The organism is Bacillus sp. FSL R9-9497 (assembly GCF_038005805.1).
Classification (GTDB): Bacteria; Bacillota; Bacilli; order Bacillales; family Bacillaceae_G; genus Bacillus_A; species Bacillus_A cereus.
The window spans coordinates 4,814,214-4,828,899 of the sequence record NZ_JBBOTY010000001.1 but is presented as its reverse complement, the minus strand read 5'-3'; the positions used below and the strand labels follow the sequence as shown (position 1 = coordinate 4,828,899).

Sequence of the window (14,686 nt, the reverse complement as noted above, 5' to 3'; positions counted from 1 at the left end):
TCTAAGGAGGGACACACCAACATGGCGAAGCAACTGCCAGATATCGGCGATTATAAATATGGTTTCAAAGACAAAGACGTTTCGATTTTCCGTGCTGGACGCGGTTTAACAAAAGAAATCGTTGAAGAAATTTCACGTATGAAAGAAGAACCACAGTGGATGTTAGACTTCCGTTTAAAATCACTGGATAAGTTCTACGAAATGCCAATGCCACAATGGGGCGGCGACTTAAACGACTTAGATTTCGATGAAATTACGTACTACGTAAAACCATCTGAGAAATCTGAGAAGTCTTGGGATGAAGTACCTGATGAAATTAAAGCAACATTTGATAAATTAGGTATTCCAGAAGCTGAGCAAAAATATTTAGCTGGTGTATCTGCACAGTACGAATCTGAAGTTGTATACCACAACATGAAAGAAGACCTAGAAGCTCTAGGAATCGTCTTCAAAGATACAGATAGCGCATTAAAAGAGAACGAAGATATTTTCCGTGAACATTTCGGAAAAGTAATCCCACCAACAGACAACAAATTCTCTGCATTAAACTCTGCAGTTTGGTCTGGTGGATCATTCATCTACGTTCCAAAAGGTGTTAAAGTTGATACACCACTTCAAGCGTATTTCCGTATTAACTCTGAAAATATGGGACAATTCGAGCGTACGCTTATCATCGTAGACGAAGGCGCACACGTACACTACGTAGAAGGTTGTACAGCACCTGTTTACACGACTAACTCACTTCACAGTGCGGTAGTAGAAATCATCATTAAAAAAGATGCATATTGCCGTTATACAACAATCCAAAACTGGGCGAACAACGTATACAACCTAGTTACAAAACGTGCGGTTTGTGAAGAAAACGCAACGATGGAGTGGATTGACGGTAACATCGGATCTAAATTAACGATGAAATACCCAGCAGTTATCTTAAAAGGCGAAGGCGCTCGTGGTTTAACATTATCTATCGCGATTGCCGGTAAAGGCCAACACCAAGATGCTGGTGCGAAAATGATTCACTTAGCACCAAACACGTCTTCAACAATCGTTTCTAAATCGATTGCGAAGCATGGTGGTAAAGTAACTTACCGTGGTATCGTACACTTCGGACCAAAAGCGAAAAACTCTCGCTCTAACATCGAGTGTGACACGTTAATCATGGATAACCAATCTACATCTGATACAATTCCTTACAACGAAATCAAAAACGATTACGTTTCACTTGAGCACGAAGCGAAAGTATCTAAAGTATCAGAAGAACAATTATTCTACCTAATGAGCCGCGGTATTTCTGAGCAAGAAGCTACAGAAATGATCGTAATGGGCTTCATCGAGCCATTCACTCGCGAACTTCCAATGGAATACGCAGTTGAAATGAACCGTCTAATCAAGTTTGAGATGGAAGGTTCTATTGGTTAAATAGAAATGCGGAGCCGACTGTTCAGACCCGTTGGCTAAGGTTCTTTCGCACAGAAGATGCTTTTCATCTTCTAGTGCGGAAGGTTCTTAGACATGATGGTCTAGGAGGCAAAGCTGGATAATATATGTATGAAGAAAGCGCCCTGCTGTGCAGGGCGCTTTTTTGTTTTGCGGATTTGTCTTGGCTTGGGAGAGGGTACCCGGGTGGGTGTTCAGTTAAATATATCAGCGATTTTTCAAATATATCGACCATAACTCGGAATATATCAGCGATTATTTCAATATATCGACGATTCGACAAGGGATATCGATTTATCGATAAATTACGACATAGCAAGAGGAACGAATACCCCGCACCCTTCAAACAGGAAAGGAGCATTTATACATAAAGAGGGCGACTGGAAGTAATTTAGATTAAAATACTGACAAATGCAGCAAAGAACTTATGGGAAAATCCCCACGGCTAAATTTCTGACAAATCCTCGCTCTACCAACTAATCCACAAACTAGAAAAGTAAAGTTTTCATATTAAAAAGGACAATCTTTTGCTTTTTCTCACAATGCGAGTACAATGTAAAATAGCAAGAAAAGACGAAAAGTATTTACAGGATTATTGCGTACGCATAGCGTAAATGGCAGTAAGGAACTGAGGGGAGGTTTTTTCTCTGAATATAAATAAAGAAACAATCATCCATCTTTATCATACAAACGATATACATAGTCATTTTGAAAATTGGCCGCAAATTTCTCGGTTTGTTCTAGGGGAGAAAAAGCGAAGACAGGAAGCGGGAGAGACTGTTTTGACGGTTGATATCGGCGATCATGTGGATCGTTTTCATAGTATTTCGGAAGCGACGAATGGACTTGGGAATACGAAGCTTTTGAATGAGGCGTTATATGATTATGTAACGATCGGAAATAATGAAGGAATTACGTTAGCGAAGGAGCATTTGAATCGGCTCTATGATGATGCTGGATTTGAAATACTTGTCGCAAATTTATTTGAAAAAGAAGGGGTACGTCCGTCATGGGTAAGGCCTTATAAATTGCATACAACGACGGATGGGATTACCATTGCTTTTATCGGATTAACGGTAGCTTATCCAGAGTTTTATCAGATGCTCGATTGGCATATTGAAGATCCCATTATTCATTTAGAGTCTATTTTAGAAGAAGTGAAAGATGAGGCTCATATTACGGTTGTCCTTTCTCACCTTGGAAAAAGTATGGATGAGTATATGGCAGAGCATTATGATATAGATGTTATTTTAGGAGCACATACGCATCATTTATTTGAGCGTGGTATTCTACTGAATAATACTTTACTTTGTTGTTGTGAAAAGTGGGGACGTTACGTTGGTCACGTGCAGCTTACTGTGGATATAGAGACGAAGAAATTGCTGAAAAAAGACGGTAGAGCGATTAAGACGGAACGGTTAGGTGCTTATAGCGAGCCGTTATCCACAATTGAAATACTGCAGGAAGAAAGTGAGCATATAATGGCAGAGTCTGTCGTTCATTTAAAAGAGTCATTACCGGTTGATTGGTTTCAGGAGACGCCGTTTTCTCACATGTTAGCAAGTGCGCTGAAAACATGGTGCAATGCAGAGATTGGCATGGTGAACGCTGGTGTACTTCTTGAAGGGTTAGAAGAGGGTGTTGTAACGCGCGGAGATATTCACAGAATTTGTCCACATCCAATTAATCCGTGTGCTTTGAAAGTTCCAGGAAAGATATTAAGAGAAGTTATTTTGAAAGCACGTAAGCCGAATATGGAGAATCTTGAGGTGAAAGGATTCGGATTTCGGGGAAAAGTGATGGGGAAAATGATTTACGCTGGTGTAGAAGTCATTCCAGATACGATTCCCGGGAATAAAATTTTACTCGAAGATGTATTAATTAACGGGGAATCGCTGGAATTAGATCGTATATATACAGTAGGAACGATTGATATGTTTACATTTGGCTACTTATACCCAGAGCTATCCACACTTTCTGACAAACAATATTATATGCCAGAACTACTTAGAGATGTGTTAACAGATATGTTAATAACTTATACATCTTCCGTTAAACTATAGGCTAGTTAACTTGTAACACTCATTTTTCTCTTGTCATACAGATAAGAAAGAGAGGAGTGTGAACTATGGTTAATGTGGAGCCAATTATAATTGATAATTATACGTTTATTGCAGTTAGCGTGAAACTTCCAAAGACGAATTTGCTAGCTGTAATGAGCGATAAAGGATATATTATGTGTGGTGCATTAGATGTAGGTCTTTTAAATGAGAAATTAGGTGATCGAGGAATTATTGCTGGCCGTGCGGTTGGTGTAAGAACGATTGAACAACTTCTTGAAGCACCGCTAGAATCAGTAACGATTGAAGCCGAAGCTTTAGGTATTACGACTGGCACAATCGGAAAAGAAGCATTATTAAAAATGAGATAAGCATATATCGTCCCTCCTTCTTGCATAGAAATGATATAAGAAGGAGGTTTTTTTATGAGTATATTTCGCTCGAAAAACTCGCGGTTTCGAAGGGGACCTATTGCCTTTCGGTATATACTGCTTATGTCGTTTATTCTTTTTGTTATATTACTTACGCAAGGGTTGTGGATTGTGAATAATAATATTCAGCCGACCTTAATTAAATATGGGGAAGTAGAGACACATAAAATGGCGACGGCAATTATGACGAAGGCAGTAAAGGATCGAATTAATGAAGGATTCGATGTAGATTCATTAATGAAAGTACAGAATGATAAAAACGGAAAAGTATCCACAATTAATTTAAATACAAAGCAAGTAAATGAAATCGTAACATCAACGACCACGTACATAGAAAAATATTTACAGCAAGTAGAACAAGGGAAGTTGAAGGAGCTAGGTATTTCTGAAAAAAACGGCGCGACTATGGCAGTTCCTTTTGGGCGTGTAACTGATAATGCACTTCTTGGTAATATAGGACCAGATATTCCGATTCATTTCACGCCAGTTGGACATGTGAATACAGATATTAAACAAAAAATTGAGCCGCATGGGATTAATACTACAGCGATTCAAATTGTTATGGAAATGGAAGTAACATTGCAAGTGATTATTCCATTTCATACGAAAGAGATAAAGGTGAAACAAAATGTTCCGATTGCGACGCGTATCGTTCAAGGGGAAGTGCCTACGTATTATGGAAGCGGAAGTGTTGCTGTACCTGATAAAAAGAAAACAGATAGTTAGTTGTAAATAAAGTGAAACTCGGCTCAGTCAGGCTTTTACTGGATAAAAAATAACCGTAGCAATGCAGCTACGGTTATCGTTTTGTATTTGCTCGTTCTTTGCGCTCCCAAAGGCTTAAATGCATGTATGGATCGAAGGCCCATTCTGTATAGCCATTGTCTTTATACATGCCAAAATGTAAGTGGGGCGGAAATTTTCCGGCTGTACCAGGAGGTCCATAACCAGTGCTACCAACAAATCCGATTACTTTCCCTGGCTCAACAATTTGTCCAAGCTGTATTTCTTTTGAGAACCCGCCTAAATGAGCGTAATAATGGTAATTGTTATGAAGGTCGCGAATACCAATGCGCCATCCACCAAGGCGGTTCCAACCTTTCGTTTCAATAATGCCATAGCAAGTTGATCTTACTGGCACGCCATATCCGGCAAAAATATCGGTTCCTTCATGAATCCTTCTGCCGCCAAAACTTCTTCCAGCGCCGAAAGTACTACGGTAGCTATGGTCACTACGGATCGGAAGAGGAAAAGCATTTCCTTCTAAATTAATACGTCCATAATGTTTATAAATTTGGGCGTATTCGCTAATTAAATCAACTGTTTTGGCACGTTTATAATATTCCCAGAGCATAATTTTAATACGGTCTTCTGACGTTCCTTGTTTCCTTAAAATAGTCGCTGCGGTATGCAGAAGATCACGGTCGCTATTTGCATTTGCAAATCCATCTTTGTCACCATCTAAACCTATTCCGCCAAATAGAGAAATTGTATGGGGGAGAGTATCGTTACTATTAATAGGTCCAGCCCATATTTCTGGTTTGAAATAAAGGGAAATGATGGCATCTGGTTTTTTCGGAATATCTTTTCTTACGCTCCGTATATTTCTTTCATATTGATCCATTGCAGCTAAGTAATACCATGGAATGCCTGAAGACTGCTCGGTTTCTTTATATAGTGCCATGCGCTTTTCGTATATGCTTTGCTGATTATCTTCACCGTAAGCGATGTTTTGGTGGAGAAGAAAACAAATAGAAAGCAAAAGAGAAATTTTTCGAAGCATGAAATAGACTCCTTTCACAACATCACTCTTTTTAGTGTGGGATATACGGAGTATTTCATTATAGGGAACGATTGGAAAAAATCTTAGAATCTTCATTTGAGCAAATCGCTTTCATACGTTAGAATAGATATGTTACATTGAAAGAAGCGAACACGGTAAACTATTTCATATTGTGCGGAGTTGATAACCATGACAAAACAAACAGAATATAAGCGCAAGCCCGAATGGTTGAAAATTAAGTTAAACACGAATGAAAACTATACAGGCTTAAAGAAAATGATGCGTTCTAAAAATCTTCATACCGTTTGTGAGGAAGCAAAATGTCCGAATATTCATGAATGCTGGGCTGTAAGAAAAACAGCAACATTTATGATTTTAGGTGCGGTTTGTACACGTGCTTGTCGTTTTTGTGCGGTTAAAACAGGCTTACCAACTGAGCTTGATTTACAAGAACCAGAACGCGTGGCAGATTCAGTAGTACAAATGGGCTTAAAGCACGTTGTTATAACAGCGGTTGCACGTGATGATTTAAAGGACGGGGGAGCAGCTGTTTTTGCTGAAACAGTACGAGCAGTACGTCGTAAAAATCCATTCACGTCTATCGAAGTATTACCATCTGATATGGGTGGAGTAGAAGAAAACTTAAAAATGTTAATGGATGCAAAACCAGATATTTTAAACCATAACATTGAAACAGTACGTCGATTATCTGACCGAGTTCGCGCTAGAGCAAAATATGAACGTTCATTAGAGTTTTTACGTCGAGCGAAAGAAATGCAGCCTGATATTCCAACTAAATCGAGCATTATGGTGGGCTTAGGTGAAACGAGAGAAGATTTAATTGAAGCAATGGATGACTTACGTGCAAACAATGTGGATATTTTAACTCTTGGGCAATACCTACAACCATCTAAGAAGCATTTACCAGTTCTTAAATATTACCCACCAGCAGAATTTGCAGAGCTTAAAGAAATTGCACTTAGCAAAGGATTTAGCCACTGTGAAGCTGGCCCACTTGTGCGTTCTTCTTACCATGCGGACGAGCAAGTACGTTCTGCAAAAGAAAAAACAGCAGAAGCTAAATAATGAAAAAAGAGAGCTAACGATTAGCTCTCTTTTTGTTTATACTCTAAAACGGTATTTGGACATGTTAATAAAATCTTTTTTAATTCTTCTGTGGATAATTCAATTGTAAATTCAGGTACACCAGGTGTAATTAAAATTTTATCGTACGTATAAATAGCGTTATCCACAATAATTGTTACATCGTGTGAATATCCGAAAGGAGCCACACATCCCGGCGTACAACCAGTTTTGTCTCGCAGTTCATCAGGAGAACAGAGAGATAACCGTTCTCCTGTTAGTTCTTTCATTTCTCCCCGGTTGAGTCTTGTGCCCTCTAACGTAAAAAATACGTAATAATCTCCAGACTTTGATTTTAAAAATAAGCTTTTACTTGGAGTGCCTTGTAAGCCGAGTCTCTCACGTACAATCCGATCTGTCTCATAATCGAGTACTGGTTCGTGTTCAAATTTTTCATAAGAAACATTTGTTTTATGTAGTAGAGCAAGTACATCTTCGTACATATGGAGTGATACCCCTTTCTATTATTAGTACAGTTTCTTCTCGTGGCGTCAACTGAATGTTTTGGAAAGGGATATTACTTGGACGATGCTTCCCATAAGCGTTTTATGATACATTGTTCGTCGATTGTAATTTCGTAAATATCAGGATTCGTTAAAGTTCTCCATTCATTAAAGCCAATCGTATGATCAAAATGCTTTAAAATGAGCGTAAGTAAATTGCCATGTGTAACAAGTAGTGTTGTCGTATGGTTTAATTGTAAAACGTCTTGAATAAGCGATATGGCACGGTCTGTTGCTTGTTTTGTTGACTCTCCGCCTGAAAAGGCAATATCTATATTTGTAAAAGTAGATTCTAGTTTTTGCATCCAATCATCCATTGGAACGTTGCTCAATATGCGTTCAGTTAATCGTTCATCTTCTTGGATAGATAAGTTAGCTTGGAGCGCATAGGGCCGAATGGAATCGATAGCTCGGACAAATGGGCTTGAAATAATATGATCGATTTGTAGATGATTTTCTAAGAGGAATGTAGCAAGGGTATTTGCTTGGTCTTTTCCATCGGTCGTTAATTCAGCATCACGTTTTTGCCCAGTTGCTGAACAATGTCGTATTACAATAATTTTCTTCATAATTCATCCCCATCTTTCAAGTTGACGCTATATACTTCGACAAATGTGGAAATAATTCCTTTTTCTTGGAAAACGGCATATGGATTTAAATATGTGGAAAAGTAATGTGGATAATGAACATTTGAGGTGCAATCATGAATAAAATGATATGTATTGTAGTTAGTCTTTGTTTTTTTATACACTTGTCCACAACTTATGCAGAGTCGAATCACAAAGTAAATTATCCAAGCAATCGAAATAAGTCATTTGTGAGTGAGGATATTTTTTATAAACAGTTAGATAAGAAAATCTATAAAGAATACAATAATGCAGCATATAGTGTTCGAAAAAAAATCTTATTTAAAGAAGTGCCCGATGAAGAATTTTCTTTCCTACAAAAAACAGCCGTGGGTTGTCGGAGTAGTGTGATGCTTCAAGATTTTTTTGTTCATCCTGATCGCCAAGTTTATTTTTTTGCTTCCTTTTCTCAAAATGAAGTAGAAGAGTTTCATAAATATATCGTTATAGATGCAGAAACAAAGAGGGAGCTGCAAGAAGGAAAAAGCTATCACCATTGCGACAATCCATAAAAAATAAACCACCAATCGGTGGTTTATTTTTTACTCCGGTACACTCATTAATTTCGCTTTCATTTTGCGAATAAGAACGACAGCGCCAATTGTACAAAGAAGTGTAATTCCTTCTGCAACGAAGATATTGATTGTTTTTGTTTGGTAAAGTGCCGCGAAAAAGTCTACAAATGCGTGGAATAGTATAGCGTATACTAGGAAGATATATTTCTTCTGTTTTACTGCGTATAAAACAAGCATTGTAAAGGCAATTTGAAGCACGAGTGCCATAATTCTTTCTAAGCTACCAAGGAAGTATAAGTAGGCAGGTTGCTGAATTAACATGTCCTGTAAAATGCTCAGCTCGGGTTTTTGTTCAATCAGTCGAGCGAAGCTACCATCGTTAATAGAATTAGCAAAGATTAATGCTTGTAATGCAGAAAAACCGCCAATTAAAATAGATTCAATTCCGCCGTGACCAATTCCATAAGCGAAGCCATCTTTATATTCTAGATATTTTTTTAGTAAGAAGAAGAAGGCAACGAAGCGTCCTAATTCTTCAAAAATACCAGCAGTCAATCCGCCATAAATTGCGAAGACAAACGGATTTTCTAAAAATGGAGCGATTGTTGGATTACCGCGCATAAATAGGTGGAATGGTGTTTCAAGAATTTGGGTAAATCCGATAAAGATAAGAACACCAATGCCGACCACTTTCCAACTCATATTATATTTTTTACGGAAATAAACGAGTACAATAATTGGGACCAGAATCGAGACAATGAGTTGAAAGATGATGCTGGCAATTACAGTATTTGAAACCATACTTTCACCGCTTTCTAATATATGTACATATCTATTATGCATGAAATATAGGAGAGATGAAACTTTTTAAGATAAAATGAATTTACTTATTGACTCTAACGTTGCGTCATACTTTATCGTATGTATTAAGGGGGAGATACAAATGACAATGAGAGTAAAAGAAGTAGCTGATTTAGTTGGAATTAGTGTGCGCACACTGCATCATTACGATGAAATTGGGTTGTTAACCCCAGACGAGACGACAGAGTCTGGATATCGTCTGTATTCCAATGAAAATTTAGAGACATTGCAGCAAATTTTGTTTTTTAAAGAGCTTGGCTTCCCTTTGAAAAAAATTAAAGAGATTATCATGAGTCCATCATTTGATCGCGAAGAGGCACTACAGCTTCATAAGAAAATGCTTCTTGAAAAGCGTGCTAGATTAGATAAGGTGATTGCGACGATTGATAAAACAATTCAGCATACAAAAGGAGAGATTGAAATGACGAATAAAGAGAAATTTGAAGGATTCGATTTCAGCCATAACCCATATGAAGAAGAAGCACGGGAAAAATGGGGAGACGCAGCTGTAGATAAAGCGAACGAATATGCAAAAGGTATGTCAAAAGAGAACCAAGAGGAGTTTAATGCTATTTATAGAAATTTAGCAGCGCTTAGACACGGAGCACCAGATTCTAAAGAGGCACAAGAAGCAATCGGAGTGTGGTACGATTACTTGCAAAACTTCGGTGCATATTCATTAGATGCTTTTAAAGGACTCGGTCAAATGTATGTCGCTGATGAGCGCTTCATGAAAAATATCGATAAGTTTGGTGAGGGGTTAGCTCAGTTTATGTGTGATGCGATGGAGGTTTATGCGGATCGTAATAAAAAATAAAAAGTAAAACAGGTGGAGATTTTCTCCACCTGTTTTACTTTTTAATCATATCATTCAAAGTCTGATCTCCCGTATTGTTCAAATGAGGATTTTTACTCATTTCACGTTTTAGCATATCGAGGCTTTGCGTATATTCTGTATCATTTAATGCGCCAGATTGAAGACCTTGAATTTGGGAAATCAACTTTTGGTCTGTTGATACATATGCTTTATAATAGCGAGGGACGATGGACAAAGCAGCTCTATATACTTGATCTGCTACGAGTTTTGGATCCGTTGTGTTTGCACGGTATACAACAAATACTTCATCATCGGTAACGAGCGTAGCAGCGTTTGTAACGTCAGGAAGTTTGACTGTCATACTTGTAATCATTTCAGCAACTTTCTCACGGTTAATGGCTCCTACTTGTTTGTTAGATACTTCATGCTTTTGTTTAGATGAATAGCCGACTCTTGTGAGCCGTGTATTTGTATTTTCCGTATGATACATGTCGTTTTTATTGGAAACAAGAACACGGCTTCCTTCTTCACGTTCCATTTCAGCTTTGTTCGCTGATTGGCAGCCTGCAAATAAGGAAATAGTGAGAAGGGAAAGTAAAATTTGTTTTTTCACGATGTATCACCTCCTTCTCCATAGCATGTACTAATTTGCAATTTTTTGTATTTGAAATTGTTGGTTGTTATGCTTTGTGATACGATAAAAAGAAGAATGCTTAGAGAGGAAGTTAATGATGGAGCAAAAGCAAGAGATTCATGCTACGGTGAGCATTAATAATGTGCAGTACGAAGTAATTAAAAACTTTCGTGACGGTTTTAGTGAAGAAGCATTTAAAGAGCGCTATGCAGAAATTTTAAATAAATATGATTATATCGTTGGAGACTGGGGATATGAGCAACTTAGATTGCGCGGATTCTTTGATGATAGTAACCAACGTGCGACATATGATACGAAAATTAGTACGTTAACGGAGTATTTATACGAGTACTGTAACTTCGGTTGCGCACATTTCGTATTACGAAAAATGAAGAAATAAAAAAATCCTCTTACGATTGTAAGAGGATTTTTTGCATTATAAACAAATCGAGATATAATCTCCTTCAGATAGTATTGTATTTGGTTTCATTTGTTGTCCGTTCAATTGAATATCTCCGTTTTTAATTTTATCCACAATGCGTGTACGGCTCCAGTCGGAAATATATGTGGATAAGGCTTTATCCATTCGGTGGGAACCGAAAACGATATCTAATACAATTGTAATTTCAGCTACGCCACTTTCTTTATGCTGTGTAATGGAAATGGTAGTAGTTGTTTCCGTTTGATCTTGCTGAGGCATATCGACTGTTTCCACATGATCAGTAAATGATTTATAAATACGAAGTTTTTGATTCCACGTATGATCTTTCGGACATTTATAAATGGCAAAGCGGTATATGTTTTTTCCGTTGGCGTTATGCCTACGAATATTCGTGTCAGTAAATAAGGTAGTGCGTCTGCAATTTTTACAATACTTTTCGATTGTGTTTTGCTCATTTTCATATAAACTCCAAGAAAGTTGTACTTTCTGCATTTTTCTTCACCTCTTATAGTAGTGGCAAAGAAACGTAATACAGCTATTTGGATGTCTTGTAGTATGAAGACATGAGAAAAAGACAAAAATAAAAGGAGGTTCCCTTAGGAACCTCCGTAAACATCATACTACAGATGCGTTACGTTCCTTTGTAATGGGAATGGGCAGACTACTCCCTTGAAAAAGCATGGTGCTTTTTTGAGAGTAATGCTATCCAATTGCTGGTCCATTACAAAGTAAATGTTGGCATACGTAGATAACGTCCTTTCTATCCAAATAGATTTATTCTTAATTATAACATATTAGTTTGAAAATTAAAAATAATTACAATGAAAAAACACCAGCTAAAACAGCTGGTGCCTAAGATAAATTATATAAGTTCAAATAAAAATGAGCGTAGTTCTTCTGCAATTTCTTCAGTCATAGAAAATGCGTGCTCTAAGTAGCCTGGTTCGTTTAAATCGTCAGCGCCGATGATTGCAAATTTATTGCGCTGCATATCAAGGACAATTGTTTTACCGTAATGACGATCAGAGTATAAAAGCGCTAAATCGTGACGCTCATTTTCTCCCATAAAGCTAACGAAACGAGTTTTTGTAGCGACAGTATCGTCGTACAGAAAGAAACGTTCTTCCATACACATGGCTCCTTTATTAAATATCTAAGTTTAAGTGTGGTTTATGATCTAAATGGTGATGCGTTTTAATGAATCGTACTGTTCTTGTTTTGTAACGCATTACGATAGAGTATGTTTCAGCTAAATCTCCACCAAGGAATTTAACACCGTCTAATAACTCACCAGCAGATACACCAGTTGCTGAGAAGATTGCATCATCCCCAGATACTAAGTCATCTAACATAAGAAGTTGACGAGGATCTTCTAATCCCATTTCACGACAACGAGCTTCTTCTTCTTCGTTCATTGGAACTAAACGAGCTTGCATTTCACCTTCAAGGCACTTTAATGCTGCTGCAGAAATAACACCTTCTGGAGCTCCGCCAATACCTACGAATAAGTCGATACCCGTTCCAGGTAGTGCTGTTGCGATTGACGCACCAACATCACCGTCACCAAATAATTTTACGCGTGCACCTTTTGCACGAACACGGTCAATAATATCTTGATGACGTTCACGTTCTTGAACGATAACTGTTAGATCGCGAATCTTTTTATTGTTAGCTTCTGCTACAATTTCAATTGTTTTTTCAATTGGATCATCTAAGCTAATTTTACCAGCTGCTTTTGGACCAACCGCGATTTTTTCCATGTACATATCAGGAGCATGAAGAAGGTTCCCTTTGTCTGCGATTGCAATAACTGCCATTGCATTTGCAAGACCTTTTGCAACGATGTTTGTACCTTCTAATGGATCAACGGCGATGTCTACTTCTGGACCGTTACCTGTTCCTAGTTCTTCACCAATATACAACATCGGTGCTTCATCAAGTTCTCCTTCACCAATTACAACTGTACCTGCCATGTTTACTGAATCGAACATATCACGCATTGCTGTAGTTGCTGCATCATCTGCTTCATTTTTCTTTCCGCGGCCCATCCACTGTGCGGATGCTAGGGCTGCTGCTTCTGTTACACGGACAATTTCTAGTGCGAGTTCACGTTCCAAGATTCCATTCCTCCAATTTCAAAAATCATACAAATATAACTATAACAAATAACGGAGAAAAGGTGAATTCGAAAAATTGTCGATTTTTTCAGAAGAAAGCGTTACAATTAAAATGTAAATGCTTTAATTTCCAGGTAGGTGACATTCATGTATTTTGTAGACAGAAAGAAAATAGAACAAATGCTAGTATGTTTAGAACGAGCAACAAGTACATTTCAAGAGAAAAAGATATATGAAACCGAGTTTGAATTTTACGCATTAGAGCGCATAGCCCATCTTATTATTGATACTGTATTAGATGCCGGGAATGCGATGATTGATGGATTTATTATGCGCGATCCAGGAAGCTATGAAGATATTATTGATATTTTAATGGACGAGCGAGTGATAAGTGAAGAAGATGGACAAGGGATGAAAGAAATTATCCTTCTTCGAAAAATGCTTACGCAAGACTATATTCAAATGAATCATGATGAATTATATAAGACGATTCAAAAACATATTGCAGTGGTAGAGAAATACCCAGCAAATGTTCGCAGTTATTTAGAAAAGGAATTAGGACCTGTATCTGCATTTGTACCAGAATAATTATGCTTATAAGATCCCCAGAGAATGCCTTTTGGGGATCTTATATTGTATGTGAGAAAGAAAAGGGAGAAGGGTGAAGTATGGGGGAAGCACGTACTACGAAAGACGAGATTGTACAATTGTTGAAAGTAAAGGGAGAGCACACAGTAGCTGAATTAGCTGACGTTTTAGAGATTACAGAAATGGCAATCAGAAGACATTTAAGTAATCTTGAGAAAGACGGACTTATTTATTCTAAGATGGTAAGGCAACATGTCGGAAGACCAACTTATTTGTATGGATTAAGTGAAAAGGGAGAAGATACATTCCCGAAAGAGTATAAGCAATTTGCGATTGATATGCTAGAAGATTTAGCTCGAATGGGTGATGAAAAAATACTTCGTTACGTTTTAAAAGAGAGAACGAAGCGAATGGAAGAACAGTTACAAAAGAGAGTAAGTAATCAAAAGAATTTAGCATATAAAGTGCAAGAGATAGCAGCTATGCAAGAGAAAAACGGTTATATGGTTCAAATAAAGAGAGATGGAGAGAATTCTTTCGTAATTGAAAAACAAAACTGTCCGTTAAAGGAAATTGCAGAGAGATTCCCGCAAGTATGCGAAGATGAAAAAGAGATGTATAAGCGTTTATTTGCAGGAGCAGATGTAAAGACGTTAGCAAATATGTGTGAGGGCGATTGTAGTTGTTCTTACCAAGTAAAAGAGAAAAAATGAATGTTATGGGGCGCTT

The 14,686-nt window shown here is 37.7% G+C and carries 18 protein-coding genes; 10 read left to right on the top strand and 8 right to left on the bottom strand.

Annotated features, from left to right (window positions below):
• The first annotated feature begins 21 nt into the window (after positions 1 to 21).
• The 4 genes from sufB (at position 22) to yunB (ending at position 4,654) form a co-directional block, all read left to right on the top strand.
• A complete protein-coding gene (gene sufB / locus MKY21_RS25035; protein ID WP_001118827.1) occupies positions 22 to 1,419 on the top strand; it encodes a Fe-S cluster assembly protein SufB in 1,398 nt (465 codons plus the stop codon).
• Positions 1,420 to 2,084: 665 nt separating this feature from the next.
• The gene (locus tag MKY21_RS25030; RefSeq protein ID WP_213018101.1) at positions 2,085 to 3,500 is read left to right on the top strand and encodes a bifunctional metallophosphatase/5'-nucleotidase; all 1,416 of its coding nucleotides are present in this window, start codon (positions 2,085 to 2,087) and stop codon (positions 3,498 to 3,500) included.
• A 65-nt stretch (positions 3,501 to 3,565) separates the two neighbouring features.
• Positions 3,566 to 3,868, top strand: a complete 303-nt coding sequence (locus MKY21_RS25025) for a YunC family protein (RefSeq protein ID WP_016118834.1) — start codon at positions 3,566 to 3,568, stop codon at positions 3,866 to 3,868.
• A gap of 54 nt (positions 3,869 to 3,922) precedes the next feature.
• Positions 3,923 to 4,654: a sporulation protein YunB gene (gene yunB, locus MKY21_RS25020; protein WP_000021805.1), complete on the top strand. Its 732-nt coding sequence runs from the start codon at positions 3,923 to 3,925 to the stop codon at positions 4,652 to 4,654.
• 73 nt (positions 4,655 to 4,727) lie between these two features.
• On the opposite strand, the gene MKY21_RS25015 is transcribed toward yunB, so the two are convergent.
• Entirely contained in the window at positions 4,728 to 5,711 is a 984-nt protein-coding gene (locus MKY21_RS25015) for a M23 family metallopeptidase (RefSeq protein ID WP_016118833.1), read from the bottom strand.
• Between the two features lie 189 nt (positions 5,712 to 5,900).
• Between MKY21_RS25015 and lipA the strand changes: the two genes are divergently transcribed.
• Entirely contained in the window at positions 5,901 to 6,797 is an 897-nt protein-coding gene (gene lipA, locus MKY21_RS25010) for a lipoyl synthase (RefSeq protein ID WP_000166372.1), read from the top strand.
• Positions 6,798 to 6,817: 20 nt separating this feature from the next.
• Here the strand turns inward: lipA and MKY21_RS25005 are convergent, their stop codons facing one another.
• Both MKY21_RS25005 and MKY21_RS25000 read right to left on the bottom strand, forming a co-directional pair.
• Positions 6,818 to 7,297 carry a YbaK/EbsC family protein gene (locus MKY21_RS25005; protein ID WP_000272747.1) on the bottom strand — a complete coding sequence of 160 codons (480 nt, stop codon included), beginning with the start codon at positions 7,295 to 7,297 and terminating at the stop codon, positions 6,818 to 6,820.
• A 74-nt stretch (positions 7,298 to 7,371) separates the two neighbouring features.
• On the bottom strand, positions 7,372 to 7,926 hold the full coding sequence (locus tag MKY21_RS25000; RefSeq protein ID WP_000721049.1) for a histidine phosphatase family protein: 555 nt from the start codon (positions 7,924 to 7,926) through the stop codon (positions 7,372 to 7,374).
• Positions 7,927 to 8,060: 134 nt separating this feature from the next.
• On the opposite strand from MKY21_RS25000, the gene MKY21_RS24995 reads away from it, so the two are divergent.
• Positions 8,061 to 8,495, top strand: a complete 435-nt coding sequence (locus MKY21_RS24995; protein WP_001038437.1) for a hypothetical protein — start codon at positions 8,061 to 8,063, stop codon at positions 8,493 to 8,495.
• Between the two features lie 30 nt (positions 8,496 to 8,525).
• Here MKY21_RS24995 and MKY21_RS24990 read toward each other — a convergent pair whose 3' ends face one another.
• On the bottom strand, positions 8,526 to 9,341 hold the full coding sequence (locus MKY21_RS24990; RefSeq protein ID WP_009327507.1) for a YhfC family intramembrane metalloprotease: 816 nt from the start codon (positions 9,339 to 9,341) through the stop codon (positions 8,526 to 8,528).
• Positions 9,342 to 9,441: 100 nt separating this feature from the next.
• Between MKY21_RS24990 and MKY21_RS24985 the strand changes: the two genes are divergently transcribed.
• Positions 9,442 to 10,176, top strand: coding sequence for a MerR family transcriptional regulator (locus MKY21_RS24985; protein WP_000178773.1), 735 nt, complete (start codon positions 9,442 to 9,444; stop codon positions 10,174 to 10,176).
• Positions 10,177 to 10,210: 34 nt separating this feature from the next.
• Here the strand turns inward: MKY21_RS24985 and MKY21_RS24980 are convergent, their stop codons facing one another.
• Positions 10,211 to 10,789 carry a YhcN/YlaJ family sporulation lipoprotein gene (locus MKY21_RS24980; protein WP_000744128.1) on the bottom strand — a complete coding sequence of 193 codons (579 nt, stop codon included), beginning with the start codon at positions 10,787 to 10,789 and terminating at the stop codon, positions 10,211 to 10,213.
• 118 nt (positions 10,790 to 10,907) lie between these two features.
• Here MKY21_RS24980 and MKY21_RS24975 point away from each other — a divergent pair, with 118 nt between their 5' ends.
• Complete coding sequence (locus MKY21_RS24975) at positions 10,908 to 11,210, top strand: YutD family protein (RefSeq protein WP_000435942.1); 303 nt, start codon at positions 10,908 to 10,910, stop codon at positions 11,208 to 11,210.
• A gap of 36 nt (positions 11,211 to 11,246) precedes the next feature.
• Here the strand turns inward: MKY21_RS24975 and MKY21_RS24970 are convergent, their stop codons facing one another.
• From MKY21_RS24970 to glpX, 3 genes are all read right to left on the bottom strand, one after another.
• The gene (locus MKY21_RS24970; protein WP_001174572.1) at positions 11,247 to 11,744 is read right to left on the bottom strand and encodes a hypothetical protein; all 498 of its coding nucleotides are present in this window, start codon (positions 11,742 to 11,744) and stop codon (positions 11,247 to 11,249) included.
• A 370-nt stretch (positions 11,745 to 12,114) separates the two neighbouring features.
• On the bottom strand, positions 12,115 to 12,381 hold the full coding sequence (locus MKY21_RS24965) for a DUF3055 domain-containing protein (RefSeq protein WP_000392606.1): 267 nt from the start codon (positions 12,379 to 12,381) through the stop codon (positions 12,115 to 12,117).
• Positions 12,382 to 12,397: 16 nt separating this feature from the next.
• Positions 12,398 to 13,369 (bottom strand): class II fructose-bisphosphatase, encoded by a 972-nt coding sequence (glpX, locus tag MKY21_RS24960; RefSeq protein WP_000439090.1) that lies wholly within the window; start codon positions 13,367 to 13,369, stop codon positions 12,398 to 12,400.
• 147 nt (positions 13,370 to 13,516) lie between these two features.
• Between glpX and MKY21_RS24955 the strand changes: the two genes are divergently transcribed.
• The gene (locus MKY21_RS24955; RefSeq protein ID WP_000274008.1) at positions 13,517 to 13,957 is read left to right on the top strand and encodes a DUF86 domain-containing protein; all 441 of its coding nucleotides are present in this window, start codon (positions 13,517 to 13,519) and stop codon (positions 13,955 to 13,957) included.
• A gap of 80 nt (positions 13,958 to 14,037) precedes the next feature.
• Complete coding sequence (locus MKY21_RS24950; protein ID WP_000503346.1) at positions 14,038 to 14,670, top strand: helix-turn-helix transcriptional regulator; 633 nt, start codon at positions 14,038 to 14,040, stop codon at positions 14,668 to 14,670.
• The last annotated feature ends 16 nt before the right edge of the window (positions 14,671 to 14,686 follow it).

Bases quoted from the DNA above. Each gene is read 5' to 3' on its own strand.
- MKY21_RS25025 (WP_016118834.1), top strand. From the start codon at position 3,566: ATGGTTAATGTGGAGCCAATTATAATTGATAATTATACGTTTATTGCA.
- MKY21_RS24965 (WP_000392606.1), bottom strand. From the start codon at position 12,381: ATGGAAGAACGTTTCTTTCTGTACGACGATACTGTCGCTACAAAAACT.
- MKY21_RS24970 (WP_001174572.1), bottom strand. From the start codon at position 11,744: ATGCAGAAAGTACAACTTTCTTGGAGTTTATATGAAAATGAGCAAAAC.
- yunB (WP_000021805.1), top strand. From the start codon at position 3,923: ATGAGTATATTTCGCTCGAAAAACTCGCGGTTTCGAAGGGGACCTATT.
- MKY21_RS24990 (WP_009327507.1), bottom strand. From the start codon at position 9,341: ATGCATAATAGATATGTACATATATTAGAAAGCGGTGAAAGTATGGTT.
- MKY21_RS24995 (WP_001038437.1), top strand. From the start codon at position 8,061: ATGAATAAAATGATATGTATTGTAGTTAGTCTTTGTTTTTTTATACAC.
- MKY21_RS25005 (WP_000272747.1), bottom strand. From the start codon at position 7,297: ATGTACGAAGATGTACTTGCTCTACTACATAAAACAAATGTTTCTTAT.
- MKY21_RS24955 (WP_000274008.1), top strand. From the start codon at position 13,517: ATGTATTTTGTAGACAGAAAGAAAATAGAACAAATGCTAGTATGTTTA.
- MKY21_RS24975 (WP_000435942.1), top strand. From the start codon at position 10,908: ATGGAGCAAAAGCAAGAGATTCATGCTACGGTGAGCATTAATAATGTG.
- MKY21_RS24985 (WP_000178773.1), top strand. From the start codon at position 9,442: ATGACAATGAGAGTAAAAGAAGTAGCTGATTTAGTTGGAATTAGTGTG.
- lipA (WP_000166372.1), top strand. From the start codon at position 5,901: ATGACAAAACAAACAGAATATAAGCGCAAGCCCGAATGGTTGAAAATT.
- MKY21_RS24950 (WP_000503346.1), top strand. From the start codon at position 14,038: ATGGGGGAAGCACGTACTACGAAAGACGAGATTGTACAATTGTTGAAA.
- MKY21_RS25015 (WP_016118833.1), bottom strand. From the start codon at position 5,711: ATGCTTCGAAAAATTTCTCTTTTGCTTTCTATTTGTTTTCTTCTCCAC.
- MKY21_RS25000 (WP_000721049.1), bottom strand. From the start codon at position 7,926: ATGAAGAAAATTATTGTAATACGACATTGTTCAGCAACTGGGCAAAAA.
- sufB (WP_001118827.1), top strand. From the start codon at position 22: ATGGCGAAGCAACTGCCAGATATCGGCGATTATAAATATGGTTTCAAA.